This window comes from Actinomycetospora aurantiaca, assembly GCF_037401875.1.
GTDB classification, from domain to species: domain Bacteria; phylum Actinomycetota; class Actinomycetes; order Mycobacteriales; family Pseudonocardiaceae; genus Actinomycetospora; species Actinomycetospora aurantiaca.
The window spans coordinates 1-22,106 of sequence record NZ_JBBEGN010000005.1 but is presented as its reverse complement, the minus strand read 5'-3'; the positions used below and the strand labels follow the sequence as shown (position 1 = coordinate 22,106).

Here is a 22,106-nt window from a genome sequence, read left to right as displayed (position 1 = left end):
CCGCCCGGGCTGGCACGGTGCCGCGTCGTGCACATCGTCATGGTCGGGGCCGGCGCGCACGGCCACATCAACCCGAACCTGCCCGTCATCGCGGAGCTGGTCGCCCGTGGCCACCGCGTGCATTACGCGATCCCGGCGCCGTTCGCCGAACTCGTCGCGTCCTCCGGGGCGACCCCCCTGCGGCACACGTCCGTGCTGCCCGACGAGACCCGCGACGAGGCCTGGCCGGACGACCCCGTCGTCGGGATGCAGCTCTTCCTGGACGAGGGCCGGCACGTGACGCCGCAGCTCGAGGCCGCGCTCGAGCACGACCGGCCGGACGTGTTCCTGGCCGACATCGGCGGCTACGCCGCGCGGGTGCTGGGCCGGCGCTGGGGCGTCCCGTGCGTGCAGCTCTCCCCGGCGATGGTGGCGTGGGAGGGCTTCGAGCACGACACCGGCATGGCAGGCCTCCTCGGGACGCCGGAGGGCGCGGCGTTCCGCGCGGACTTCGCCGACTGGCTCGCCGCGGAGGGCGTCGACCTCGCCCCGGAGACCTTCATGGGGATCCCGGACTCGTCCATCGTGCTGATCCCGCGCCTGCTGCAGCCGCACGCGGAGAAGGTCGACCCGGACCGCTACACGTTCGTCGGTCCCTGCCTGGACGCCCGCGAGCACCAGGGCGACTGGGACGACGACGTCGACGTGCTGGTGTCGCTCGGGTCGGCCTACACCGCCGACCCGGCGTTCTGGCGCACCGTGGCCGAGGCCTTCGCCGGCCGTCGGACCGTGCTCGCGATCGGCCGGCGCATCGACCCCGCGGAGCTGGGGGAGCTGCCGGACGGTGTCACCGCGCACGCCTGGATCCCGCAGCTCGCGGTCCTGCGGCGCACGTCGCTGTTCGTCACCCACGCCGGGATGGGCGGGTGCTCGGAGGGTCTCGCCACGGCGACCCCGATGATCGCGATCCCGCAGGCGGTGGACCAGTTCGGCAACGCCGAGCAGCTCGAGGCCGCCGGGGTCGGGGTCACCGTCGACCGGGACGCCGTCACCGTCGGGGCCCTGCGCGCGGCCGCGGCGTCGCTGGACACCGACGCGGTCCGGGCCCGCTGCCGGGAGGCGGCCGACGAGCTGGCCGCGGCGGGCGGGGCGCGCCGCGCCGCGGACCTCGTGGAGCAGGTCCGTTCCTGAGCGGCGGCGGGCTCCCGGTTAGGCTGGAGGTTCGTCGGGGGCCGTCCCGCGCGTCGAGTCGCGACGGTCCGACCAGCCAGACCCCGGGAGTACGCCCGCCGTGTTCGACAGCCTCTCCGATCGCCTGACATCGGTCCTGCAGGACCTGCGCGGCAAGGGCCGGCTCTCCGAGACCGACATCGACACCACGTGCCGCGAGATCCGCATCGCGCTGCTCGAGGCCGACGTCGCGCTGCCGGTGGTCCGGGCGTTCGTCAAGCAGGTCAAGGACCGTGCCAAGGGCGCGGAGGTCTCCGAGGCGCTCAACCCGGCCCAGCAGGTCGTCAAGATCGTCAACGAGGAGCTCGTCGGCATCCTCGGCGGCGAGACGCGGCGGGTGCGGTTCGCGAAGAACCCGCCGACGGTGATCATGCTGGCCGGTCTGCAGGGTTCGGGCAAGACGACCCTGGCCGGCAAGCTGGCCCGCTGGCTGAAGAACCAGGGCCACACGCCGATGCTCGCGGCCTGCGACCTGCAGCGCCCGAACGCGGTCAACCAGCTGCAGATCGTCGGGCAGCGCGCCGGGGTCGAGGTGTTCGCCCCGGAGCCGGGCAACGGCGTGGGCGACCCGGTCGACGTGGCGCGGCGCGCGGTCGCGGACGCGAAGGGCCGCCAGTACGACGTCCTCGTGGTCGACACCGCGGGCCGCCTCGGTGTCGACGAGGAGCTGATGCGCCAGGCCGCGGACATCCGCGACGCCGTGACGCCGGACGAGGTCCTCTTCGTCCTGGACGCCATGGTCGGCCAGGACGCGGTGAACACCGCCGAGGCGTTCCGCGACGGCGTCGGCTTCTCCGGTGTGGTGCTGACGAAGCTCGACGGCGACGCCCGGGGCGGTGCCGCGCTGTCGGTCCGCGAGGTCACCGGGCAGCCGATCCTCTTCGCCTCCAACGGCGAGGGCCTGGACGAGTTCGACGTCTTCCACCCCGACCGGATGGCCTCGCGCATCCTCGGCATGGGCGACGTCCTCTCGCTCATCGAGCAGGCGGAGTCCGCCTTCGAGGCCGGGCAGGCCGAGAAGGCCGCCCAGAAGATGTCCGAGGGCGAGTTCACCCTCGAGGACTTCCTGGAGCAGATGCAGGCGGTCCGCAAGATGGGCCCGATCGCCAACATCCTCGGCATGCTGCCGGGCGCGGCGAACATGAAGGACCAGCTCGGCCAGGTCGACGAGAAGCACCTCGACCGCATCCAGGCGATCATCCGCGGCATGACGCCGGCCGAGCGGGCCGACCCGAAGATGATCAACGGGTCCCGGCGGCTGCGCATCGCGAACGGCTCCGGCGTCGGCGTCACCGACGTCAACCAGCTCGTGGACCGCTTCTTCGACGCCAAGAAGATGATGACGAAGATGGCGGGTCAGTTCGGGCTGCCCGGCTCGGCCGGGCGGGGCGCCGCCCGGAAGGCGCGCCGCGGCGCCAAGCCCCAGCGCGGTCCGAAGCAGATGCCGGCGATCGCGGGCATCGCGACGGAGAGCGGCGGCCAGCGCCAGGTCGGCTCCTACGAGACACCGGGGCTCAACCAGCTCCCGCCCGGACTCGCGGGGATGAACGACCTGCCGGCGGATTTCGACCCGTCGTCGCTCTCCTTCCCGGGCACGAAGACCGGCGGCGGGGGCCCGAAGGGCAACAAGAAGAAGCGCCGCAAGTAGGGCGGCTCAGCGCGCCGTCACGTCGACCGCCAACCGGAACGGGGCGTGCGCGATGACGTGCGCCGAGGCCGCGACCTGCTGGTGGACGCCGTCGCGGAGCGCGAACACCCGGATCGTCGGCGGCTCCGCGGTGACGCGCCAGACGTGCGGGACGCCGTGCTCGCCGTAGACCGCGGGGGAGCTCGCGCGGTCGTCGGCGGTGGGCTCCACCTCGACGGCCAGCAGCACGGTGCCCGGTGCGTACGACTCCTGGGCCGCCCGGGCGACCAGCACGGCCGGGGTGCGGACCAGCCCGCCCGGGAAGTGCACCGGCACCGCGCGCGCGACGACGAGGTCGGCCGGGGCCTGCGCCTCGAGCGCCGTCGCGATCACCTCGGCCGGCGGATGCACGGCGCGACGGTAGCGCGCGACCGGTCGTCGGGCGCCGTCGTGAGGGGAGGATCGGGATGCTCCGACCTCCTGAGGGTTCCCCTCACGCGGGGTGGCGTCTCCTAGGCTCCGCCGCGTGCCCCTCCACCTCCACGGACCGGTCCTCGACGGCAGCGGCGACGACGAGCCGCGCGACCTGTACGTCACCGCGGACGGCCTGATCGGCCTCGAGCCGGTCGCGGACGCCGACCGGATCGACGGCTGGATCCTGCCGGGGCTGGTCGACGCGCACTGCCACGTCGGGATCGGGCCGGACGGCCCGGTCGAGCTGGAGGAGGCGCGTTCCCAGGGGCACACCGACGCGGCGTCCGGGGCGCTGCTCGTGCGCGACTGCGGGTCGCCGGTCGACACCCGCCCGCTCGACGACGACCCGGCGATGCCCGAGATCGTCCGCGCGGGCCGCCACCTCGCCCGGCCGAAGCGCTACATCCGCGGGCTGCCGATCGACGCCGAGGACCCCGCCGAGCTGCCCCGTCTCGTCGCCGAGCAGGCCGCCGTCAACCCGTGGGTCAAGCTCGTCGGCGACTGGATCGACCGCGACGCGGGCGACCTGACCCCGCTGTGGCCCGACGAGGTGCTGCGCGAGGCCATGGACGCGGCCCACGCCCACGGCGCCCGCGTCACCGCCCACGTCTTCGGCGAGCACGCCCTGCCCGGGCTGATCGGCGCGGGCATCGACTGCATCGAGCACGGGACCGGGCTGACCGACGAGACGATCGCGATGATGGTCTCCCACGGCACCGCCCTGGTGCCGACGCTGATCAACGTCGAGAACTTCCCGTCGTTCGCCGACGCCGCCGGCGAGAAGTTCCCGGCGTACGGGGCGCACATGCGGGAGCTGTACGCCCGCTCGCGGGAGACGGTGGCGGCCGCGATCGACGCCGGGATCCCGGTCTACGCGGGCACCGACGCCGGCGGCGGGATCCGCCACGGCCGGATCGTCGACGAGATCGCGGCGCTCGCCGAGGTGGGGCTGGGCACGGAGCGGGCGCTGGCGGCGGCGTCGAGCGCGGCCCGGGCGTGGCTGGGGCGGCCCGGGCTCGAGGACGGTGCCCCGGCCGACGTCGTCGTCGTGCCGGAGGACCCGCGGACGGACACCAGCGCGCTCCGCCGGCCCGTGGCGGTGCTGCGCCGGGGGAGGAGGCTCTAGGCATGCTGGACCTCAACGCCGACCTCGCCGAGGGCTTCGGGCAGTGGTCGCTGACCGACGACGACGCGCTGCTGGAGGTCGTGACCTCCGCCAACGTCGCGTGCGGGTTCCACGCCGGCGACGCGCCGACGATGCGCCGGGTGTGCGCCCGGGCGGCCGAGCGCGGCGTGCGGATCGGGGCGCAGGTCTCCTACCGCGACCTCGCCGGGTTCGGGCGCCGGTTCGTCGACGTCGACCCGGAGACCCTGACCGCGGAGATCCTCTACCAGATCGGGGCGCTCCGGGCGTTCGGGTCGGTGGAGTACGTCAAGCCGCACGGGGCGCTCTACAACACCGTCGTCCACCACGAGGCGCAGGCCCGCGCGGTGGTCGAGGCCGCGCGGGCGGCCGGGGACCTGCCGGTGATGGCGCTGCCCGGCGGACGGCTGCTGGAGCTCGCCCGGGAGGCGGGCCTGACGACGATCGCCGAGGCCTTCGCCGACCGCGGCTACACCCCGGAGGGCACCCTGGTGCCGCGTTCCGAGCCCGGTGCGCTCCTGCCGGACACGGACGCCGTCGTCGAGCGGGCGGTCCGCCTCGCCCGTGACGGCGTGATCGTGGCGGTCGACGGCACCGAGCTCGCGGTGCACGCCGACTCGCTGTGCCTGCACGGCGACACCCCGGAGGCTGTCGAGAACGCGCGGGCGGTGCGCGCGGCGCTGACCCGTTGACCGGCGACGCCGCCAGTCATGGCAGAATCGGGGAGTTGCGTCACGGCCACCCTCTCCCTGGGCCGTGACCGTCGGACCTCCGGCGCACGCGCGGCACCCCACGCCGCGCGGGGACGTCGAGCACTCGAGCAGTACCGCGAACGAGGAGTACACCGGACCCGTGGCCGTCAAGATCAAGCTCGCCCGCATGGGCAAGATCCGCGAGCCCCACTACCGCGTGGTGATCGCCGATGCCCGCAACCGCCGCGACGGGCGCGTCATCGAGACGATCGGCGAGTACCACCCGAAGGACAACCCGAGCACGATCTCGATCGACTCGGAGCGGGCGCAGTACTGGCTGGGTGTGGGCGCGCAGCCGACCGAGCCGGTGCACACCCTGCTGAAGCTGACCGGCGACTGGCAGAAGTTCAAGGGCCTGCCGCACACCGAGAGCCGCCTCGCGGCGCGCCCGGAGAAGGTCGACAAGCAGGCCCGCTTCAACGAGGAGCTGGCCAAGGTCAGCAACAACGCAGCGGCTGAGTGAGCCGGCGGTGAGTGACCTCGCCGAGGCTCTCGAGCACCTGGTGCGCGGCATCGTCACGCACCCCGACGAGGTCTCCGTCGACCTCGTGACCAACCGCCGCGGCCGCACCCTCGAGGTGCGGGTGCACCCCGACGACCTGGGCAAGGTCATCGGCCGCGGCGGCCGCACCGCGACCGCCCTGCGCACCGTGATCAGCGGGGTGGGCGGGCGCGGGGTCCGCGTCGACGTCGTCGACACCGACCGCTAGATGGCGTCTCCTCCCGACCCGTCCGACCTGCGCGTGGTCGGACGGGTCGTCAAGGTGCACGGGCTGCGCGGCGAGCTCGTCGTCGAGCCGTCCACCGACGACGTCGAGGCGCGCTTCGCGCCCGGGTCCGTCCTCCGCCTTCCCGAGGGCGGGTCGCTGACGGTCCGGGCTGCCCGCTGGCACTCCGGGCGGCTGCTGGTGGCGGCCGAGGAGGTCGCCGACCGGGACGCCGCGGAGGCGCTGCGCCGCGCGGTGCTCTCCGCTCCGCCGTCCGAGTCCACGCCGGAGGACCCCGAGGAGTTCCACGACCACCAGCTCGAGGGCCTGCGCGCCGAGCTGACCGACGGCACCGTCGTCGGGACCGTGACCGCCGTCGACCACGGGGCGGGCGGCGAGCTGCTCGTGATCGACCGCGCCGACGGTGAGCTGCTGGTCCCGTTCGTCCGCGCGATCGTGCCGACCGTCGACATCGCGGGTGGCCGCGTCGTCCTCGACCCGCCCGAGGGCCTGCTCGACCCGGAGTGAACCGTCAGGCCTCCTCCTCGGCGACCTGCCGGATCAGACCGCCCGCGAGCACCATCGAGACCTGCCGCGGCGAGAGCTGGTGGCGGAACGTGTACTCGGTGCCGTCGGCCTCGCCGCGGACCTCGTCGCCGCCCTGCAGCTGCGCGTGCACGTCCGAGAAGGACAGCGTGGCGCTCCGGTCGATCACGTCGTAGGTGTCGTCGTCGCACTCGAGCGCGAGGATCCCGAAGTTCGCCAGGTTCTGCCAGTGGATGCGGGCGAACGACTTGGCGATCACCACCCGCAGGCCGAGGTAGCGCGGGCAGATCGCGGCGTGCTCGCGCGAGGAGCCCTGGCCGTAGTTGTCGCCGCCGACGATCGCGTGGCCGGTCTCCTTCCCGGCCTCGGCGTCGTCCGGGTAGTCCTCGTCGATCCGGACGAACGCGAACCGCGCGAGCTCGGGGATGTTCGAGCGGAAGGGCAGGGCCGCGGCGCCGGCGGGGGAGATGTCGTCGGTGGAGATGTCGTCGCCGACCTTGAGCAGGACCGGGACCTCAAAGGAGTCGGGGAACCGGTCGAACTCGGGCAGGCCGGAGATGTTCGGCCCCTTGACCAGCTCGACCTCCCGGGCGTCCTCGGGCGACGGCGGCTCGGTGAGCATCGCGGTGTTGACCGACGCCGTCTCCGGGAGCCCGAGGTCGCCCCACTCGAGGCCGAACTTCTCGGCGAGCTCCCGCGGGTCGGTGATGACCCCGGTCAGCGCGCTCGCTGCCGCGGTCTCGGGCGAGCAGAGCCAGACGTGGTCGTCGGCGCCGCCGCCGGAGCGGCCCGGGAAGTTGCGGGGGAAGGTGCGCAGCGAGTTCGTGCCGGGCGCGGGCGCCTGACCCATGCCGATGCACCCCATGCACCCGGCCTGGTGGATGCGGGCGCCCGCCGCGATCAGCGAGAAGAGCCCGCCCCACTTCGTCAGGTCGGTGAGGATCTCCCGTGACGACGGGTTGACGTCGAAGCTGACGCCGTCGTGGGTCTGCCGCCCGTCGACCATGCGGGCGGCGATCGCGAAGTCGCGCAGGCCGGGGTTCGCCGACGAGCCGATGACCACCTGGCCGACGGTCTCGCCGGCGACCTCGGCGACGGGGACGACGTTGCCGGGCGACGAGGGCTTCGCGATCAGCGGGACGATCCCGGAGAGGTCGATCGACTCGGTGACGTCGTAGGTGCACCCGTCGTCGGGGAGGAGCTCGACGAAGTCGTCCTCGCGGTCCTCGGCGCGCAGGAAGTCGCGGACGGCGTCGTCGGCCGGGAACACCGTCGTCGTCGCGCCCAGCTCGGCGCCCATGTTGGCGATGACGTGCCGGTCCATCGCGCTGAGGTGCTCCAGGCCGGGGCCGTGGTACTCGATGATGCGGTTGGTGCCGCCCTTGGTCCCGTGGCGGCGCAGCATCTCCAGGATCACGTCCTTGGCCGAGCACCACGGCGGGAGCTCGCCGGTGAGCTCCACGCCCCAGATCTCCGGCATCCGGATCGTCAGTGGTCGGCCCGCGATCGCCAGCGCCACCTCGAGACCCCCGACGCCGATCGCGAGCATCCCCAGCGACCCGCCGGCCGGCGTGTGCGAGTCCGAGCCGATCATCGTCTTCCCCGGGATCCCGAACCGCTGCATGTGCGTCGGGTGCGAGACGCCGTTGCCGGGCTTGGAGTACCAGAGTCCGAACCGCTGACACGCCGAGTGCAGGTAGGCGTGGTCCTCGGCGTTCTTCTCGTCGGTCTGCAGCAGGTTGTGGTCGACGTACTGCACCGAGACCTCGGTCTGCGCCCGGTCGAGGCCGAAGGCCTCCAGCTCCTGCATGACGAGCGTGCCGGTCGCGTCCTGGGTGAGGGTCTGGTCGATCCGGATCGCCACCTCCTCGCCGGGGGTCATGTCCCCGTCGACGAGATGGGTGGAGATCAGCTTCCGGGCGACGGACTCCGGCATGGTGGTGGCCTCCCGTGATCGTGGTGGCCCGCCGTGTACCCGTTCAGTCCGCCGGTTCCTCCTCCTCGGGCAGACGCACCACGCGCACCCCGGGGATCTCGGCGAGCTCGCCGGTCAGCGGGTGCAGCGGGATCCGGCCGAGCAGCGAGAGCGTCACCGCGGCGGAACCGTCGTCGGTCCCCTCCCGGTCGATCGTCATGCCCGCGACGGCGAAGCCCCGCTCGGTCGCGGTGGTGAGGACCTGGCGGAGCACTCCCTGCTTGTCGGCGTAGACGACGTGGACCGGGCGCGGGGCCGACGAGGTGCGGGACAGCAGCCGGGCCAGGGGCCGGAACCCGCGGGTCACCAGGTAGTGCGCCGCCACCCCGCCGGCGCCGAGCAGCGGCAGGCCCGCGCCGCACGCCATGCCGACGGCCGAGACCACCCAGACCGTGGCCGCCGTCGTCAGCCCGCGCACCGCGTCGCGACGCACGAAGATCAGCCCGCCGCCGATGAAACCGATGCCGGAGACGATCTGCGCGGCGACCCGCGACGGGTCGAGCGAGACGTCGTCGAGGGCCAGCAGGTCGTCGAACCCGTACTTGGACACCAGCATGAAGGCCGCGGAGCCGACACCGACCAGGGCGTGGGTGCGCAGCCCGGCGCTCTTCGCGGCCAGCTCGCGCTCGATCCCGATCGCCGTGGAGAACACCAGCGCGATCGCCAGGGGCGCGAGCACGCCCAGCTGTCCGCCGAGACCCGTCGTCCAGAACACCGCCGTCCACCCCCTCGCGCCCCGACCGGCAGGATCCCCCGGGTGCGCATCGACGTCGTCACGATCTTCCCCGACCACCTCGCCCCGCTCGACGACGCGATCGTGGGACGTGCCCGGCGCGCCGGGCTGATCGACCTGTACGTCCACGACCTGCGGGCCTGGGCCACCGGCGTGCACCAGGCCGTCGACGACTCCCCGTACGGCGGGGGCCCGGGCATGGTCATGACGCCGACGGTGTGGGGGGAGGCGCTCGACGCGGTCCGGGAGGCCGTTCCCGACGATCCGGGGGTGCTGCTGGTCCCGACGCCCGCGGGTGCGCCGATGACCCAGCGCCGGGTGGCGGGCTGGGCCACGGCGACACGCCTGACGATCGCCTGCGGGCGCTACGAGGGCATCGACGGCCGGGTGACGGTCGACGCGGCGCGGCACGGGCCCGTGGAGGAGTTCTCGCTGGGCGACTACGTGCTGGCGGGCGGGGAGGTCGCGGCGCTGGCCGCGGTGGAGGCGGTGTCCCGGCTGGTGCCGGGCGTGCTGGGCAACCCGGCCTCGGCCGAGCTGGACTCGTTCTCCGACGGCCTGCTCGAGGCGCCCGCCTACACCCGTCCGGAGACCTGGCGGGACCTGGACGTCCCGCCGGTGCTGCGCTCCGGGGACCACGGCGCCGTCGCGCGGTGGCGGCGGGACCGCTCGCTGGAGCGGACCGCGGCGGTGCGGCCGGACCTGCTCGACCGACTGGGCGCGGCCGCGTTCGACCGCCGGGACCGGGAGGTGCTGGCGGCCGCGGGCTACGAGGTCCCGGGGACGTAGGCCCGGCTCCGGGGCGTCGGGGGAGCGTCTGGCAGACTGGGGGAGTTGCCGCGGATCGTGGACCGTCTTCGCTGACGGCGCCCCGTGGCAGGGACGACACCCATCCGGTCGCCCCGGGCCCGCCCGCCGTTTCCCGTCCGCGGGATCGCGCGTGCCCGGGAGCCGACCCGCGACAGGCGAGGACGACAGACCATGAACGCCCTGGACGAGCTCGACGCGCGCTCGCTGCGCTCCGACATCCCGGACTTCCGCCCGGGTGACACCGTCAAGGTGCACGTCAAGGTCATCGAGGGTTCACGCTCTCGTGTACAGGTCTTCCAGGGCGTCGTGATCCGGCGGCACGGCGGCGGCCTCCGCGAGACGTTCACCGTCCGTAAGGTCTCCTTCGGCGTGGGGGTCGAGCGCACCTTCCCGGTGCACACCCCGAACATCGACCACATCGAGGTCGTCACCCGCGGTGACGTCCGGCGCGCGAAGCTCTACTACCTCCGCGAGCTGCGGGGCAAGGCCGCGAAGATCCGCGAGAAGCGCGAGACGACGTCGGCGTCCTGAGCCGACGCGCCGTCTCCTAACCTGACGTCGTGCCTCCCACGGACGAGCCCGGTCGCCGGTACCGCGCACCCCGCCACGGCGGGGTCGACCCGCGGTGGGGCGGTCCGTCCGAGGCCGACCCCGGCGACGACCCGTACGGCGAGCCGACGGGGGAGCGGGTCCGGGCCGGCGGCCGGCACGGCGCGGCCGACGAGCGGACGGACCGGCCCGACGACGCCCGTCGTGCCCCGGCCTGGGGCCGCCACGGCCACGACGCCCCGGACGCGGCCGACGGCCGACGGCCGGCCAGCGAGTGGCCGCCGCCGACCGCGCTGCCGTCCGGGCCGCCGCGGGACGGACGGCACCCCGGCCCGACGCCGACCTTCGGTCGCGGGCCCGGGCAGGCCCCGCCGTCGCCGCCCCACGGGCAGTCCCGGCCCCACCCGCCGTCCCCGCCGTACGGGCAGCGGCCGCCGTCGCCGCCGTACGGTCAGCCGCCGGCCAACGGGCAGGTCGCCAACGGGTACGGCGCCCCGCGACCGGCCGGGCCGCCCGCGAACGGCCACACGCCGTCCGGACGCTTCGGTGCGGTGCCCGAGCAGCACCCCGGGCGTCCGACCCCCACCGCCACGCAGCCGCCGGTGGCCGAGGAGCCGTCCGCCCGCGCGGACGTGCCGCTGCTCGCCGGCGGGACCCCGCCGCCCGGGCGGACCGGCGAGTCGCCGACCACGGCAGACCCCGACGCGGAGTCCGCGGTCACCGAGACCACCGGGCTCGGCCCGAACACCGGCAAGCACCGCCGTGGCGGGGCCGGCGCGACGTCCGGCCCCGGGCGCGACGAGGACGCGGACGACCGGTCGGGTCCGGGCCGCCGCCGCGACAAGGACACCGGGAAGGCCTCGGGCAAGAAGAAGCGCAAGGGGTCGTTCTGGCGCGAGCTGCCGCTGCTCGTCGTCGTCGCGATCGTGCTGACGTTCGTCATCCAGACCTTCATCGCGCGGATCTACGTCATCCCGTCCGCGTCGATGGAGCAGACCCTGCACGGCTGCACCGGGTGCGCGAACGACCGCGTGGCCGTCGACAAGGTCAGCTACCGCTTCACCGATCCCGCCCCCGGCGACGTCGTGGTGTTCCGCGGGCCGCCGGCCTGGCTGGACAACGACGAGGTCGGCCAGACCGAGCCGTCGGGCAACCCGCTGGTGCGCGGGTTCCAGGAGGCTCTCTCGCTGGTGGGGCTGGCCGCGCCGAACGAGAAGGACTTCGTCAAGCGCGTCATCGCCGTCGGCGGCCAGACCGTCGCGTGCTGCGACCCGCAGAACCGCGTCCTGGTCGACGGCCGGCCGCTGGACGAGCCCTACCTGTACTACCAGGACGGCCTCGGCGCCCAGCAGGCCACGTTCGACCCGGTGCAGGTCCCGCAGGGCCAGCTCTGGGTGATGGGCGACAACCGGAACAACTCCGCGGACGCCCGCTTCCACGGCCCGGTGCCGACGAGCGACATCATCGGGAAGGCCCGGGTCGTCGTCCTGCCGATCACCCGGTGGCGCACGGTCCCGGCGATCGACCCGCAGGCGACGACCACGGCGCTCGGGTCGCCGACCGGCCTGCCCGAGGGCGGCGCGGCCGTCGCCGGGGCGCTGCTCGCGGTGCCGCTGGCCCGCAGCGCACGCCGCCTGCGACGAGCCGCACCCGCCGTCACGAGTGCGGCCCCGCCGCGCCCGGGACCCGATCCCGGCGGCGCGCGGGACGGGGCGACACCGCAGTGACGACCGCCCGTCCCCGCCGCGGTGGGGACGGGCTCTCCCGGAGCACGGGCCAGCCCTCCGGGGGACGTCCGCCCCGCCGCGTGCGCAAGCCCCTCCCACCCCGCACCGGCATCCAGCCGCCCCGGGCGATCGTGCGGCGCTCGAGCGAGGCCTGGGCGCTGCAGTCCGCGCTCGAACGGCACGGCCTCGGACCGGTCGTCGGGGTCGACGAGGCCGGGCGCGGCGCCTGCGCCGGACCGCTGGCGGTCGCGGCGTGCATCCTGCGCCCGAACGATGCGAAGCGGTTCGAGGGGCTCACGGACTCCAAGCTGCTGCCCGCGGCCGAGCGGGAGCGGCTCGCGGCCGTGATCCGGCGGCGGGCCGTGGACTTCCACGTGGTGCTCGTCGACCCGGTCGAGGTCGACCGGCGCGGGGTGCACGCGGCGAACATCGACGGCATGCGCCGGGCCGTCGCCCACCTGGACGTCCGGCCCGGGTACGTGCTCACCGACGGCTTCCCGGTGACCGGGTTCGGGATCCCGAGCCTCGCGGTGCCGAAGGGCGACCTGGCCGCGGCGTGCGTCGCCGCGGCGTCGATCCTGGCCAAGACCACCCGGGACCACCTCATGGCCGAGCTGCACGAGCGGCGGCCGGAGTACGGCTTCGACCTCCACAAGGGCTACTGCACGCCGACGCACACGGCGGCCCTGGCCGAGCACGGACCGAGTCCCGATCATCGCTACAGCTTCGTGAACGTCGCCGGGGCGGCTCGCCTCGTCGGCGTGCCGGACGGCAGACTCACAGTCGCGTCGACGGTGGGTCAGAATGAGGTGCTCGAGGAGCACCCGGAGGCGGAGGGGGGAGAGGCACCGTGAGCGCGGAGGATCTCGAGAAGTACGAGACCGACATGGAGCTGTCGCTCTACCGCGAGTACCGCGACATCGTCAGCCAGTTCTCCTACGTCGTGGAGACCGAGCGCCGCTTCTACCTGGCGAACTCGGTGGACGTCGCCGTGCGCAACGCCGACGGCGAGGTCTACTTCGAGGTGCGGATGTCCGACGCGTGGGTGTGGGACATGTACCGGCCGGCGCGGTTCGTCAAGAACGTGCGGGTGGTGACGTTCAAGGACGTCAACGTCGAGGAGCTCGACAAGCCCGACCTGCGCCTCGACGACGGTCCCTTCAGCGGCTGACCCTGCGCCGTCCGCCACGTCGCTGACGGCGGGCGGCGCAGTCGGCCGTCCACAGCCTCGTCCGCCGTCCCCAGAGCACCGCTCGCTGTTCGCGCGCCCCACCCGCCGTCGCCACCGTGGTCGTCGTGGGGCGATGCGGTGGGAGGGCGGGCGCGGTGGCGGCGAAGGACGAGCTCGGACGGGCGGGGGAGGACCTCGCGGTCGAGCACCTGACGGCGCGCGGGCTGGTGGTGCTCGCGCGGAACTGGCGGCGGCGCGAGGGTGAGCTCGACGTGGTCGCCACCGACGGCGACCGGTTGGTCGTCTGCGAGGTGAAGACGCGGTCGGGCACCGGGTACGGCCGGCCGGTCGAGGCGGTCAGCCGAGCCAAGGCGGCGCGGATCCGGCGGCTGGCCCACCAGTGGCTCGCCGAGTCGCGGGCCCGGTGGTGCGAGGTGCGCTTCGACGTGGTGTCCGTGCTGGTCGTCGCGGGCCACGAGCCGCGGATCGAGCACTACGAGGGAGCCTTCTGATGGGGCTCGCGCGGGTGTGGTCGATCGGACTGCACGGGATCGAGGGCGACCTGGTGGAGATCGAGGCCGACCTCGGGCCCGGGCTGCCGGGGCTGTCGCTGGTCGGCCTGCCCGACGCGGCCCTGGCCGAGGCGCGGGACCGGGTGCGGGCCGCGGTGGTCAACAGCGGCGAGCGGTGGCCGGGTCGCAAGATCACCCTGGCCCTCTCGCCGGCGACCCTGCCGAAGCAGGGCTCCAGCTACGACGTCGCCCTGGCGTGCGGGGTCCTCGCGGCCGACGGCCGGTTGCGGGCGGCGGCGCTCGAGGACGTCGTGCTGCTCGGCGAGCTCGCCCTCGACGGGCGCATCCGCGACGTGCGCGGGGTGCTGCCGTGCGTCCTCGCCGCCCGGCGGGCGGGGGTGCGGCGGGCGGTCGTCCCGGACGACTGCCTGGAGGAGGCGTCGCTGGTCGAGGGGATCGAGCTCTTCGGGGCCGCGCACCTCGCCGACGTGCTTGCGTGGCTGCGCGGTGAGCGGCCGCTGCGCACGCCGTCCGGGAGGCAGGCCCTGCACCGTCCGCGGGCGTACGAGGACCTGGGGGACGTGGTGGGGCAGCGCCCGGCGCGCTGGGCCGCGGAGATCGCGGCCGCGGGCGGGCACCACCTGCTCTACGTCGGTCCGCCGGGGTCGGGCAAGACGATGCTGGCCCGCCGCCTGGTCGGGCTGCTGCCGGACCTGTCGGTGCCGGAGGCGATGGAGGTGGCCGCGGTGCGCTCGCTGGCCGGGGCGCTGCCGCCGGAGGGCGACCTCGCGGTGACGCCGCCGTTCGTCGCCCCGCACCACGGGGTCTCCGCCGCGGCCCTGGTGGGCGGGGGCTCCGGGCTGGCCCGGCCGGGTGCGGTGTCGCTGGCCCACCGCGGCGTCCTGTTCCTGGACGAGGTGCTGGAGTTCGGCCCGCACCTGATCGACGGCCTTCGTACCCCGTTGGAGGAGGGCGAGGTCCGGCTGGCGCGCAAGGACGGCGTCGTGCGCTACCCGTCGCGCTTCCAGCTGGTGATGGCGAGCAACCCGTGTCCGTGTGCCCCGCCCCGGTCGGAGCAGTGCACCTGTCCGCCACCGGTGGTGAACCGCTACAAGAGCCGCCTGTCCGGGCCGATGCTCGACCGGACCGACCTGCAGGTCACCCTCGAGCCGGTCTCCTCCCTGCACCGGGAGGACGACGAGCGGCCCGAGGACACCGCGACCGTGCGGGCACGGGTCCTCGCCGCCCGCGAGCGCGCCCGGACCCGGTGGGCGGGCACGGGGTGGCGCAGCAACGCCGAGGTCCCCGGCCCGGCGCTGCGCCGGATCGCGCCGCTGCCGGCCCGGGCGACGCTCGAGCTGGACAACCTGCTGCGCCTGGGTCTGCTCACCGCCCGCGGGCTGGACCGGGCGTTGCGGGTGGCGTGGACGCTGTGCGACCTGCGCGGCGGGGACCGGCCCGACGACGCCGACGTGCACGCCGCGATCGAGCTCAAGGCGCTGGGGGCGGTGGCATGAGCACCGAGTCCACCGGGGTCGCCGGGGTCCCCGGGGTCACCGAGGAGGTCCGGGACGCGCGGGCCTACCTCGTCCGGGTCGCCGAGCCGCCCGCTCCCGCGGTCGCGCACCTGGTGGAACTGCTCGGCCCCGTCGAGGCCGCGACCCGCATCCGTCGCGGGGCCGACCTGGGCCCGCACGTGGGGGCCGAGGTCGCCGCACGCCGCGACGACGACCGCGCCGCCGCCGACCTGGCGGCCGTGCGTGCTCTCGGCGGGCGGCTGCTGGTCCCGGAGGACGCGGACTGGCCGACCGAGGCGATGGCCGCCTTCGCCGCCCTGCCCGGACACGCCGAGTGGGTGGCGCCGCTCGCGCTGTGGGTGCGCGGACCGGCTCCGGCCGCGGACCTGGTGGGGGAGGGCCGGCGCAGCGTCGCCGTGGTGGGCTCCCGCGCGGCGAGCGGCTATGGGCAGTGGGTCGCCCGCGACTGGTCGGCCTCCCTGGTCGACGCCGGGCTCGCCGTCGTGTCCGGGGCGGCCCTGGGTATCGACGGGGAGGCCCACCGGGGCGCGCTCGCGGCCGACGGCGTCACGGTGGCCGTCCTGGCGTGCGGGATCGAGCGTGCCTACCCGGCCGCGCACGCCCGGCTCCTCGAGGCGATCGCCGATCGCGGGCTGGTGGTGAGCGAGTACCCGGTCGGGGCCGTCCCGGCGCGGCACCGCTTCCTGGTGCGCAACCGCCTGATCGCGGCCCTGGCCACCGGTACGCTGCTGGTGGAGTCCGGGCGCCGCAGCGGCGCGGCGCGCACCGCCAAGGCGGCCCGGGAGCTGGGGCGGCCCGTGCTGGTGGTGCCGGGACCGGTGACCTCGGCGCTCTCGGTGGGCAACCACGCCCTCGCCCGGGACGGCTACTCGACCGTGGTCGGCTCGGTCCGCGACGTGCTGGCCGACCTCGCGCCGATCACCGACGGGCCGGACGGGCCCGACGGGCCCGACGGGCCGGGCGGGACCATGGCCGAGCCGCCCCACCCGCGCGGCCCGGTCGACGGGCTCTCGGCCGCGGCGGTGCGGGTGCACGGAGCGCTGCGCGGGCACGCGCCGCTCGGGGCCGGGGTGCTCGCGCGGGAGTCGGGGGTCGCGCCGTCCGCGGTCCCGGCGGCACTGGCCGAGCTGCTCGCCGCGGGACTCGTCGCGCGGGACGGCGACCGGGGGTGGAGCCGGGCCGTCTGACGATGCGGAGCGTGCGACGAACGGTTGCACAGCGCGACGAGTGTGACCGTTGCCCGCTCGGCCCGCACGGTCACCGACGCGGGCGCGGCGGTGCTTGACGCTCCCCCCGTCGACCCGGAGGCTCGACCGCGATGACCGGCAGATTCTCGTCCCAGGGCGCGGGCCAGGGGACCGGTGGGGCACCGCCCGACGCGGCCCTCGACGCCCTCTCCGCGCCCGGCGCGGGGTCGGACGATCCGTCACACAGCGTGTCGAAAACCGAGATCTCCGCTGGTGGCGACACGGGCGAGCTGCCCACCGCGCTCGCCCGTGCCGTCGAGGCGTTCACCGCCCACCTGCGGTACGAGCGCGGTCTGTCCGAGCACACCGTGCGCGCCTACACCGGCGACGTGACCGCGGCCCTGCACCACCTGGTCGCGCGGGTCGCCGCCCGCCGGGACGCGGACGCCACGCTCGTCGACCTCGATCTCACCGCCCTCCGGTCCTGGCTGGCGGCGGGCGGCTCCGGCGGACCTGCCTCCGGCGGACCTGCCTCCGGCGGCGGGGACACCGCTCGCCGCGACGTGGGTCGACGGCCCGCGCGGCGGACCACGGTCGCGCGACGCGCGGCGTCGGTCCGGGCCTTCACCGCCTGGGCCGCCCGCACCGGGCACGCACCCACGGACGCGGGTGCCCGCCTCGCGTCCCCGCGGGCGCACCGGTCCCTGCCCGCCGTCCTCCGCGCCGACCAGGCCGCGGCCGCGCTGGACAACGCGGCGCGCGGCGCGGCCGAGCGGGACCCGATCGCCCTGCGCGACCACCTCCTGCTCGAGCTGCTGTACGCGACCGGCATCCGGGTCTCCGAGCTGTGCGGCCTGGACGTCGACGACGTCGACGACGCCCGCCGGACCCTGCGGGTGCTCGGCAAGGGCGCGAAGGAACGCACCGTCGTCTACGGGACCCCGGCCGTGGCCGCGCTCGACGCGTGGCGCACGGACGGGCGCCCGCTCCTCGCCGTCGCGGGCTCGCCGCCCGCCCTGCTGCTCGGGGCCCGCGGGGGTCGTCTCGACCCGCGGATCGCCCGGGCCGTCGTCCACGACGCGGCGGGCTCGGTGCCGGGGGCGCCGGACATCGCACCGCACGGGTTGCGCCACTCGGCCGCGACCCACCTGCTCGAAGGGGGAGCGGACCTGAGAAGCGTCCAGGAGCTGCTGGGCCACGCCTCACCGGCGACCACGCAGCTGTACACCCACGTGACCGCCGACCGTCTGAGGGCCGTTCATGACGCCGCGCATCCCCGAGCCTGAGCCGGTGCGGCCGGCCGCCGCCACGGTCGGCGCCGCCGCGCGCGCCGTCCCCGGGTCCGTGTTCACCGCTCCCCGCCCCTCCCGCGACGTGGCGGTGCGCGCCCGCCCGACCACGATCCACCCCGGCGCGGCGCCCGACGGGTCGGTGCGCGACGAGGAGGCGCTGGTCGAGGCCGGTATCGCCGAGATGTGGGCCGACTACGCCGCCACCCCGGACGACCGGGAGGTCCGCGACCGCCTGGTGCTGCACTACGCGCCGCTGGTGAAGTACGTCGCCGGCCGTGTCGGGACCGGGCTGCCGAGCCACGTCGACGTGGCCGACCTGGTGCAGTGCGGCATCTTCGGTCTGGTGGACGCGATCGAGCGCTTCGAGCCCGACCGCGGCCGCAAGTTCGAGGTCTACGCGATGCAGCGGATCCGCGGCGCGATCCTCGACGAGCTGCGCTCCCAGGACTGGGTGCCGCGCTCGGTGCGCTCCCGGGCCCGCGAGATCGAGCGGGCGATCGAGCGCCGGGAGACCCGCGAGCAGCGCAGCTGCAGCGACTCCGAGATCGCCGACGAGCTCGGGATGGAGACCACCGAGCTCCGGGCGACGTACGGACAGATCGCCATGACGAGCGTCGCCGCCCTCGACGAGCTGGTCTCGGCCGGCCGCTCGCAGGCCTCCGGCGGGGGCACCGGCACCGGTGCGCCGTCGCTGGCCGACTCGCTGCCCGATGCCGACGCCGAGGACCCGGTCGCGGCCATGGAGACCCGGGAGACCCGCCGTCTGCTGGCCGACGCGATCGGCGGGCTCGCCGAGCGGGACCGGACGATCGTGGGCCTGTACTACTTCGAGAACCTGACGCTCGCCGAGATCGGCAAGGTCCTCGGGGTCACCGAGTCCCGGGTCTGCCAGCTCCACACCCGCGCGGTGCTGCGCCTGCGGGGCCGCCTGGCGGAGACGCACGCCGAGTAGGCCCTTCCCGCGCCGAGTGCGACGTGGCGCAGGTTCCGAGCGTTCGGGACCTGCCCCTCGTCGCACTCGCCGGACGGGAGCGAGGCCCTCACCGGGTCGGCCACAGGCGGGTGCGGCCCAGCCCGACCAGGAGCAGCGGGTCGAGGTACTGCTCGCGGGCGGCGCCCGGCGGGTGGGCCCACCGCAGACCCCAGTGCAGGCACGCCGTCGCCGCGCAGCCGGCGTGCCCGGCATCGAGCACGCCGAGCACGGCGCCCCGCGCCACCACCTCGCCGACCGCCACCCGGGCGGTGACCGGCTCGTACGTGGTGCGCAGCCCCCCGGCGTGCACCACCGACACCACGCCCCGCCCGGCGAGCACCCCGGCGTGCACCACGGTCCCCGGGCCGGCCGCGACGACGGGTGTCCCCGGCTCCGCGGCGAGGTCCGCTCCCCGATGGCCCCGGCCGTAGGGCGTCGGCGGCGCCTCGAACCGTCGCGCCAGCCCACCGGTCGCCGGGGCCCCGCGCTCCAGGCCCGCCACGGGCCAGCCGTACACCCCCACCGGGATCACCGGCAGCTCGGGCGGTTCGGCACGGGCGACGGCCGGGACCGTCAGCAGGAGCAGGGCCGCCGTCAGGAAGAGGACTCTCACACGGAGACCGACGCACGGCGGGCGCGATCGGCTCCCGCCGATTCCGTATGGGGCTCGATTGTGACGTCCAGTGTCAGCATGGCCGCAGTGCTGACGTCCCCCGGACCGGCAGGTGCACCGGTGAGCAGCCGTTTCGGGCTCCGGCGTAGACTCGCCCCCAGCGGCCCGTCGACGACGGGTCGACTTCGCGTGCCCCGACGAGCCCGCCCCAGCGGCGAGCCACCACCCCGTGCACCGAGCGGTCCCCTCCGGGGGAGTCGGTCGCCGGCCGGGGCACCAGGGCACCGATCCACCCCGGACCGGTGCGGCAACCGCAACGAGGACAGAGGTAGTACCGCCACCATGGCCGTCGTCACCATGCGACAGCTGCTGGACTCCGGCGTCCACTTCGGACACCAGACCCGGCGCTGGAACCCCAAGATGCGTCGCTTCATCTTCACCGAGCGCAACGGCATCTACATCATCGACCTGCAGCAGACGCTGTCCTACGTGGACCGCGCCTACGACTTCGTGAAGCAGACCGTCGCCCACGGCGGCACGGTGCTCTTCGTCGGCACGAAGAAGCAGGCCCAGGAGGCCATCTCCGAGCAGGCCGACCGCGTCGGGATGCCCTACGTCAACCAGCGCTGGCTGGGCGGCATGCTCACGAACTTCCAGACGGTGCACAAGCGTCTGACCCGCCTCAAGGAGCTCGAGGCGATGGAGCAGAGCGGGGGGTTCGAGGGTCGCACCAAGAAGGAGATCCTCATGCTCACCCGTGAGCACGAGAAGCTCGAGAAGACCCTCGGCGGTATCCGCGACATGGCCCGCGTCCCGAGCGCGGTGTGGATCGTGGACACCAAGAAGGAGCACATCGCCGTCGGCGAGGCGCGCAAGCTGAACATCCCGGTCGTCGCGATCCTCGACACGAACTGCGACCCGGACGAGGTCGACTACCCGATCCCGGGCAACGACGACGCGATCCGCTCCGCCGCCCTGCTCACCAAGGTCGTCGCCGAGGCGTGCGCCGAGGGCTTCCGCGCCCGTGGCCAGCGCCAGAGCGGCACCGAGGAGGAGCCCGCGGCGGACGCGGCGGTCGAGCGCGAGTTCACCGCGGTCGGCGGCGACGGTGCCTCGGCGCCGGAGAGCCTGCCCTCGAACGCCGCCACGGACGCCCCCGGCGACGCGCCGGTCGCCGCCCCGGAGGCCGAGACGCACCTCGACGCGCACGAGTCGACGCAGGGCACGCAGAACCGCAGCCCGGGCGGGCCCGACCGGCCGGAGCGCACCGCGGGCGTCGCCGAGACCCCGGGCGGCGAGGACGACAACGCGATCGACGCCGCGCCGTCCGCCGGGCGGACGCCCGAGAACGGCCAGGCCAGCCGCTGACCCCCTTCCCGACGGCGGCTGGGGCCACCCACCCGCCGTCGGGAACCGTCCACCCACGTCTGAGGAACAGGAACACGATGGCGAACTACACCGCCGCCGACGTGAAGAAGCTCCGTGAGGCCACCGGCTCCGGGATGATGGACTGCAAGAAGGCGCTCGAGGAGAACGAGGGCGACTTCGACAAGGCCATCGAGGCGCTGCGGATCAAGGGCGCCAAGGACGTCGGCAAGCGCGCCGGTCGCGCGACCGCCAACGGCATCGTCGCCGCCCGCGACGGCTCGATGATCGAGCTGAACTCCGAGACCGACTTCGTCGCCAAGAACGCGGACTTCGTCCAGCTCGGTGACGACGTCCTCGCGGTCGCGATCGACGGGAAGATCAACGACATCGACGCCCTCAAGGCGGCGAAGCTCGGTGACGGCACCGTCGAGGACGCCGTGCAGGCGCTCTCCGCGCGGATCGGCGAGAAGCTCGAGCTCCGCCGCGTGGTCACCCTCGAGGGCCCGACCGCGACCTACCTGCACCGCCGCAGCTCCGACCTGCCGCCGGCGATCGGTGTCGTGGTGGCCTACACCGGGTCCGACGAGGACGCGGCCCGCGGCGCGGCCATGCAGGTCGCCGCCGCCCGCCCGCTCTACACCACGCGCGAGGAGGTGCCGGCGGACGTCCTCGACGGGGAGCGCCGCGTCGCCGAGGCCACCGCGCGCGAGGAGGGCAAGCCGGAGAAGATCATCGACAAGATCGTCGAGGGTCGCCTGGGCAGCTACTACAAGGACACCGTCCTGCTGGAGCAGGACTCGGTGTCGGTCGACAAGAAGTCGGTCGGCGCGGTGCTGAAGGACGCGGGCGTCGAGGTCCGCACCTTCGCCCGCTTCGAGGTCGGCCAGCCCTAGGGAGTTCCCGACGACGGGTCGGGGCGGGGGGGGGGGGGGGGGGGGCCCCCCCCCCCCCCCCCCCCCCCCCGGGCCCCCGCCCCCCCCCCCCCCCCCGGGGGGGGGCCCCCGGGCCCCCCCCCCCCCCCCCCCCCCCCACGGCGGCGAACCCGGACTCCGCCGCGATCTCGCGCCCCGCGGTCCGCGCCCGCGACTCCCCGTCGTCGACCTTGCCCTTGGGCAGGCTCCAGTCGCCGTGGTGCGGGCGGTGCACCACCGCGACCTCGACGGACCGGCCGCCCGGACGCCACCGCACCGCCCCCGCGG

At 75.1% G+C, this 22,106-nt stretch carries 22 protein-coding genes and 2 pseudogenes; 19 read left to right on the top strand and 5 right to left on the bottom strand.

Annotation, left to right across the window (positions count from 1 at the left end; genetic code table 11):
• Positions 1 to 39: 39 nt before the first annotated feature.
• Positions 40 to 1,170 (top strand): macrolide family glycosyltransferase, encoded by a 1,131-nt coding sequence (locus tag WCD74_RS12295; RefSeq protein WP_373696081.1) that lies wholly within the window; start codon positions 40 to 42, stop codon positions 1,168 to 1,170.
• Between the two features lie 100 nt (positions 1,171 to 1,270).
• The gene (gene ffh, locus WCD74_RS12290) at positions 1,271 to 2,857 is read left to right on the top strand and encodes a signal recognition particle protein (RefSeq protein ID WP_337695129.1); all 1,587 of its coding nucleotides are present in this window, start codon (positions 1,271 to 1,273) and stop codon (positions 2,855 to 2,857) included.
• Between the two features lie 6 nt (positions 2,858 to 2,863).
• On the opposite strand, the gene WCD74_RS12285 is transcribed toward ffh, so the two are convergent.
• A complete protein-coding gene (locus WCD74_RS12285; RefSeq protein WP_337695128.1) occupies positions 2,864 to 3,247 on the bottom strand; it encodes a Uma2 family endonuclease in 384 nt (127 codons plus the stop codon).
• A 115-nt stretch (positions 3,248 to 3,362) separates the two neighbouring features.
• On the opposite strand from WCD74_RS12285, the gene WCD74_RS12280 reads away from it, so the two are divergent.
• The 5 genes and pseudogenes from WCD74_RS12280 (at position 3,363) to rimM (ending at position 6,441) form a co-directional block, all read left to right on the top strand.
• Positions 3,363 to 4,436 (top strand): amidohydrolase family protein, encoded by a 1,074-nt coding sequence (locus WCD74_RS12280; protein ID WP_337695127.1) that lies wholly within the window; start codon positions 3,363 to 3,365, stop codon positions 4,434 to 4,436.
• A 2-nt stretch (positions 4,437 to 4,438) separates the two neighbouring features.
• Positions 4,439 to 5,146, top strand: a complete 708-nt coding sequence (locus WCD74_RS12275; RefSeq protein ID WP_337695126.1) for a 5-oxoprolinase subunit PxpA — start codon at positions 4,439 to 4,441, stop codon at positions 5,144 to 5,146.
• Positions 5,147 to 5,306: 160 nt separating this feature from the next.
• Positions 5,307 to 5,666 (top strand): annotated as a pseudogene (gene rpsP, locus WCD74_RS12270) (30S ribosomal protein S16); the annotation flags it as partial.
• 10 nt (positions 5,667 to 5,676) lie between these two features.
• Positions 5,677 to 5,916, top strand: a complete 240-nt coding sequence (locus WCD74_RS12265; protein WP_018334829.1) for an RNA-binding protein — start codon at positions 5,677 to 5,679, stop codon at positions 5,914 to 5,916.
• The gene (rimM, locus tag WCD74_RS12260) at positions 5,917 to 6,441 is read left to right on the top strand and encodes a ribosome maturation factor RimM (RefSeq protein WP_337695125.1); all 525 of its coding nucleotides are present in this window, start codon (positions 5,917 to 5,919) and stop codon (positions 6,439 to 6,441) included.
• Positions 6,442 to 6,445: 4 nt separating this feature from the next.
• Here the strand turns inward: rimM and WCD74_RS12255 are convergent, their stop codons facing one another.
• Both WCD74_RS12255 and WCD74_RS12250 read right to left on the bottom strand, forming a co-directional pair.
• Positions 6,446 to 8,395, bottom strand: a complete 1,950-nt coding sequence (locus WCD74_RS12255) for an aconitate hydratase (RefSeq protein ID WP_337695124.1) — start codon at positions 8,393 to 8,395, stop codon at positions 6,446 to 6,448.
• Between the two features lie 43 nt (positions 8,396 to 8,438).
• Complete coding sequence (locus WCD74_RS12250) at positions 8,439 to 9,149, bottom strand: MgtC/SapB family protein (RefSeq protein WP_337695123.1); 711 nt, start codon at positions 9,147 to 9,149, stop codon at positions 8,439 to 8,441.
• Positions 9,150 to 9,191: 42 nt separating this feature from the next.
• Here WCD74_RS12250 and trmD point away from each other — a divergent pair, with 42 nt between their 5' ends.
• The 10 genes from trmD (at position 9,192) to WCD74_RS12200 (ending at position 18,905) form a co-directional block, all read left to right on the top strand.
• Complete coding sequence (gene trmD / locus WCD74_RS12245) at positions 9,192 to 9,956, top strand: tRNA (guanosine(37)-N1)-methyltransferase TrmD (protein ID WP_337695122.1); 765 nt, start codon at positions 9,192 to 9,194, stop codon at positions 9,954 to 9,956.
• A gap of 192 nt (positions 9,957 to 10,148) precedes the next feature.
• Positions 10,149 to 10,508 carry a 50S ribosomal protein L19 gene (rplS, locus tag WCD74_RS12240; protein ID WP_018334825.1) on the top strand — a complete coding sequence of 120 codons (360 nt, stop codon included), beginning with the start codon at positions 10,149 to 10,151 and terminating at the stop codon, positions 10,506 to 10,508.
• Positions 10,509 to 10,537: 29 nt separating this feature from the next.
• Positions 10,538 to 12,253: a signal peptidase I gene (gene lepB, locus WCD74_RS12235; RefSeq protein WP_337695121.1), complete on the top strand. Its 1,716-nt coding sequence runs from the start codon at positions 10,538 to 10,540 to the stop codon at positions 12,251 to 12,253.
• Between the two features lie 80 nt (positions 12,254 to 12,333).
• Positions 12,334 to 13,107, top strand: coding sequence for a ribonuclease HII (locus WCD74_RS12230; RefSeq protein WP_337695120.1), 774 nt, complete (start codon positions 12,334 to 12,336; stop codon positions 13,105 to 13,107).
• A complete protein-coding gene (locus tag WCD74_RS12225) occupies positions 13,104 to 13,424 on the top strand; it encodes a DUF2469 domain-containing protein (RefSeq protein WP_337695119.1) in 321 nt (106 codons plus the stop codon). The genes WCD74_RS12230 and WCD74_RS12225 overlap by 4 nt, the downstream gene beginning before the upstream one ends.
• A gap of 155 nt (positions 13,425 to 13,579) precedes the next feature.
• The gene (locus WCD74_RS12220; protein WP_337695118.1) at positions 13,580 to 13,936 is read left to right on the top strand and encodes a YraN family protein; all 357 of its coding nucleotides are present in this window, start codon (positions 13,580 to 13,582) and stop codon (positions 13,934 to 13,936) included.
• Positions 13,936 to 15,453 carry a YifB family Mg chelatase-like AAA ATPase gene (locus tag WCD74_RS12215; RefSeq protein ID WP_337695117.1) on the top strand — a complete coding sequence of 506 codons (1,518 nt, stop codon included), beginning with the start codon at positions 13,936 to 13,938 and terminating at the stop codon, positions 15,451 to 15,453. The genes WCD74_RS12220 and WCD74_RS12215 overlap by 1 nt, the downstream gene beginning before the upstream one ends.
• Positions 15,450 to 16,661 carry a DNA-processing protein DprA gene (dprA, locus tag WCD74_RS12210; protein WP_337695116.1) on the top strand — a complete coding sequence of 404 codons (1,212 nt, stop codon included), beginning with the start codon at positions 15,450 to 15,452 and terminating at the stop codon, positions 16,659 to 16,661. The genes WCD74_RS12215 and dprA overlap by 4 nt, the downstream gene beginning before the upstream one ends.
• Before the next feature lie 131 nt (positions 16,662 to 16,792).
• Positions 16,793 to 17,947, top strand: coding sequence for a tyrosine-type recombinase/integrase (locus tag WCD74_RS12205; RefSeq protein ID WP_337695115.1), 1,155 nt, complete (start codon positions 16,793 to 16,795; stop codon positions 17,945 to 17,947).
• Positions 17,922 to 18,905 carry a FliA/WhiG family RNA polymerase sigma factor gene (locus WCD74_RS12200; protein ID WP_337695114.1) on the top strand — a complete coding sequence of 328 codons (984 nt, stop codon included), beginning with the start codon at positions 17,922 to 17,924 and terminating at the stop codon, positions 18,903 to 18,905. Before WCD74_RS12205 ends, WCD74_RS12200 begins: the two co-directional genes overlap by 26 nt.
• 88 nt (positions 18,906 to 18,993) lie before the next feature.
• On the opposite strand, the gene WCD74_RS12195 is transcribed toward WCD74_RS12200, so the two are convergent.
• Positions 18,994 to 19,539: a murein hydrolase activator EnvC family protein gene (locus WCD74_RS12195; RefSeq protein WP_337695113.1), complete on the bottom strand. Its 546-nt coding sequence runs from the start codon at positions 19,537 to 19,539 to the stop codon at positions 18,994 to 18,996.
• Positions 19,540 to 19,881: 342 nt separating this feature from the next.
• On the opposite strand from WCD74_RS12195, the gene rpsB reads away from it, so the two are divergent.
• Together rpsB and tsf are read left to right on the top strand one after the other, a co-directional pair.
• On the top strand, positions 19,882 to 20,907 hold the full coding sequence (gene rpsB, locus WCD74_RS12190) for a 30S ribosomal protein S2 (protein ID WP_373696067.1): 1,026 nt from the start codon (positions 19,882 to 19,884) through the stop codon (positions 20,905 to 20,907).
• A gap of 77 nt (positions 20,908 to 20,984) precedes the next feature.
• Positions 20,985 to 21,800 (top strand): translation elongation factor Ts, encoded by an 816-nt coding sequence (tsf, locus tag WCD74_RS12185; protein ID WP_337695112.1) that lies wholly within the window; start codon positions 20,985 to 20,987, stop codon positions 21,798 to 21,800.
• A gap of 157 nt (positions 21,801 to 21,957) precedes the next feature.
• On the opposite strand, the pseudogene WCD74_RS12180 reads toward tsf, so the two are convergent.
• Positions 21,958 to 22,095: pseudogene (locus tag WCD74_RS12180) on the bottom strand (NUDIX domain-containing protein); the annotation flags it as partial.
• Between the last annotated feature and the right edge of the window lie 11 nt (positions 22,096 to 22,106).

Excerpts from the sequence above, each read along its gene's own strand:
- WCD74_RS12200 (WP_337695114.1), top strand. The coding sequence starts at position 17,922 with ATGACGCCGCGCATCCCCGAGCCTGAGCCGGTGCGGCCGGCCGCCGCC.
- WCD74_RS12255 (WP_337695124.1), bottom strand. The coding sequence starts at position 8,395 with ATGCCGGAGTCCGTCGCCCGGAAGCTGATCTCCACCCATCTCGTCGAC.
- WCD74_RS12295 (WP_373696081.1), top strand. The coding sequence starts at position 40 with ATGGTCGGGGCCGGCGCGCACGGCCACATCAACCCGAACCTGCCCGTC.
- WCD74_RS12215 (WP_337695117.1), top strand. The coding sequence starts at position 13,936 with ATGGGGCTCGCGCGGGTGTGGTCGATCGGACTGCACGGGATCGAGGGC.
- dprA (WP_337695116.1), top strand. The coding sequence starts at position 15,450 with ATGAGCACCGAGTCCACCGGGGTCGCCGGGGTCCCCGGGGTCACCGAG.
- rimM (WP_337695125.1), top strand. The coding sequence starts at position 5,917 with ATGGCGTCTCCTCCCGACCCGTCCGACCTGCGCGTGGTCGGACGGGTC.
- WCD74_RS12275 (WP_337695126.1), top strand. The coding sequence starts at position 4,439 with ATGCTGGACCTCAACGCCGACCTCGCCGAGGGCTTCGGGCAGTGGTCG.
- WCD74_RS12205 (WP_337695115.1), top strand. The coding sequence starts at position 16,793 with ATGACCGGCAGATTCTCGTCCCAGGGCGCGGGCCAGGGGACCGGTGGG.
- rpsB (WP_373696067.1), top strand. The coding sequence starts at position 19,882 with ATGGCCGTCGTCACCATGCGACAGCTGCTGGACTCCGGCGTCCACTTC.
- tsf (WP_337695112.1), top strand. The coding sequence starts at position 20,985 with ATGGCGAACTACACCGCCGCCGACGTGAAGAAGCTCCGTGAGGCCACC.
- rplS (WP_018334825.1), top strand. The coding sequence starts at position 10,149 with ATGAACGCCCTGGACGAGCTCGACGCGCGCTCGCTGCGCTCCGACATC.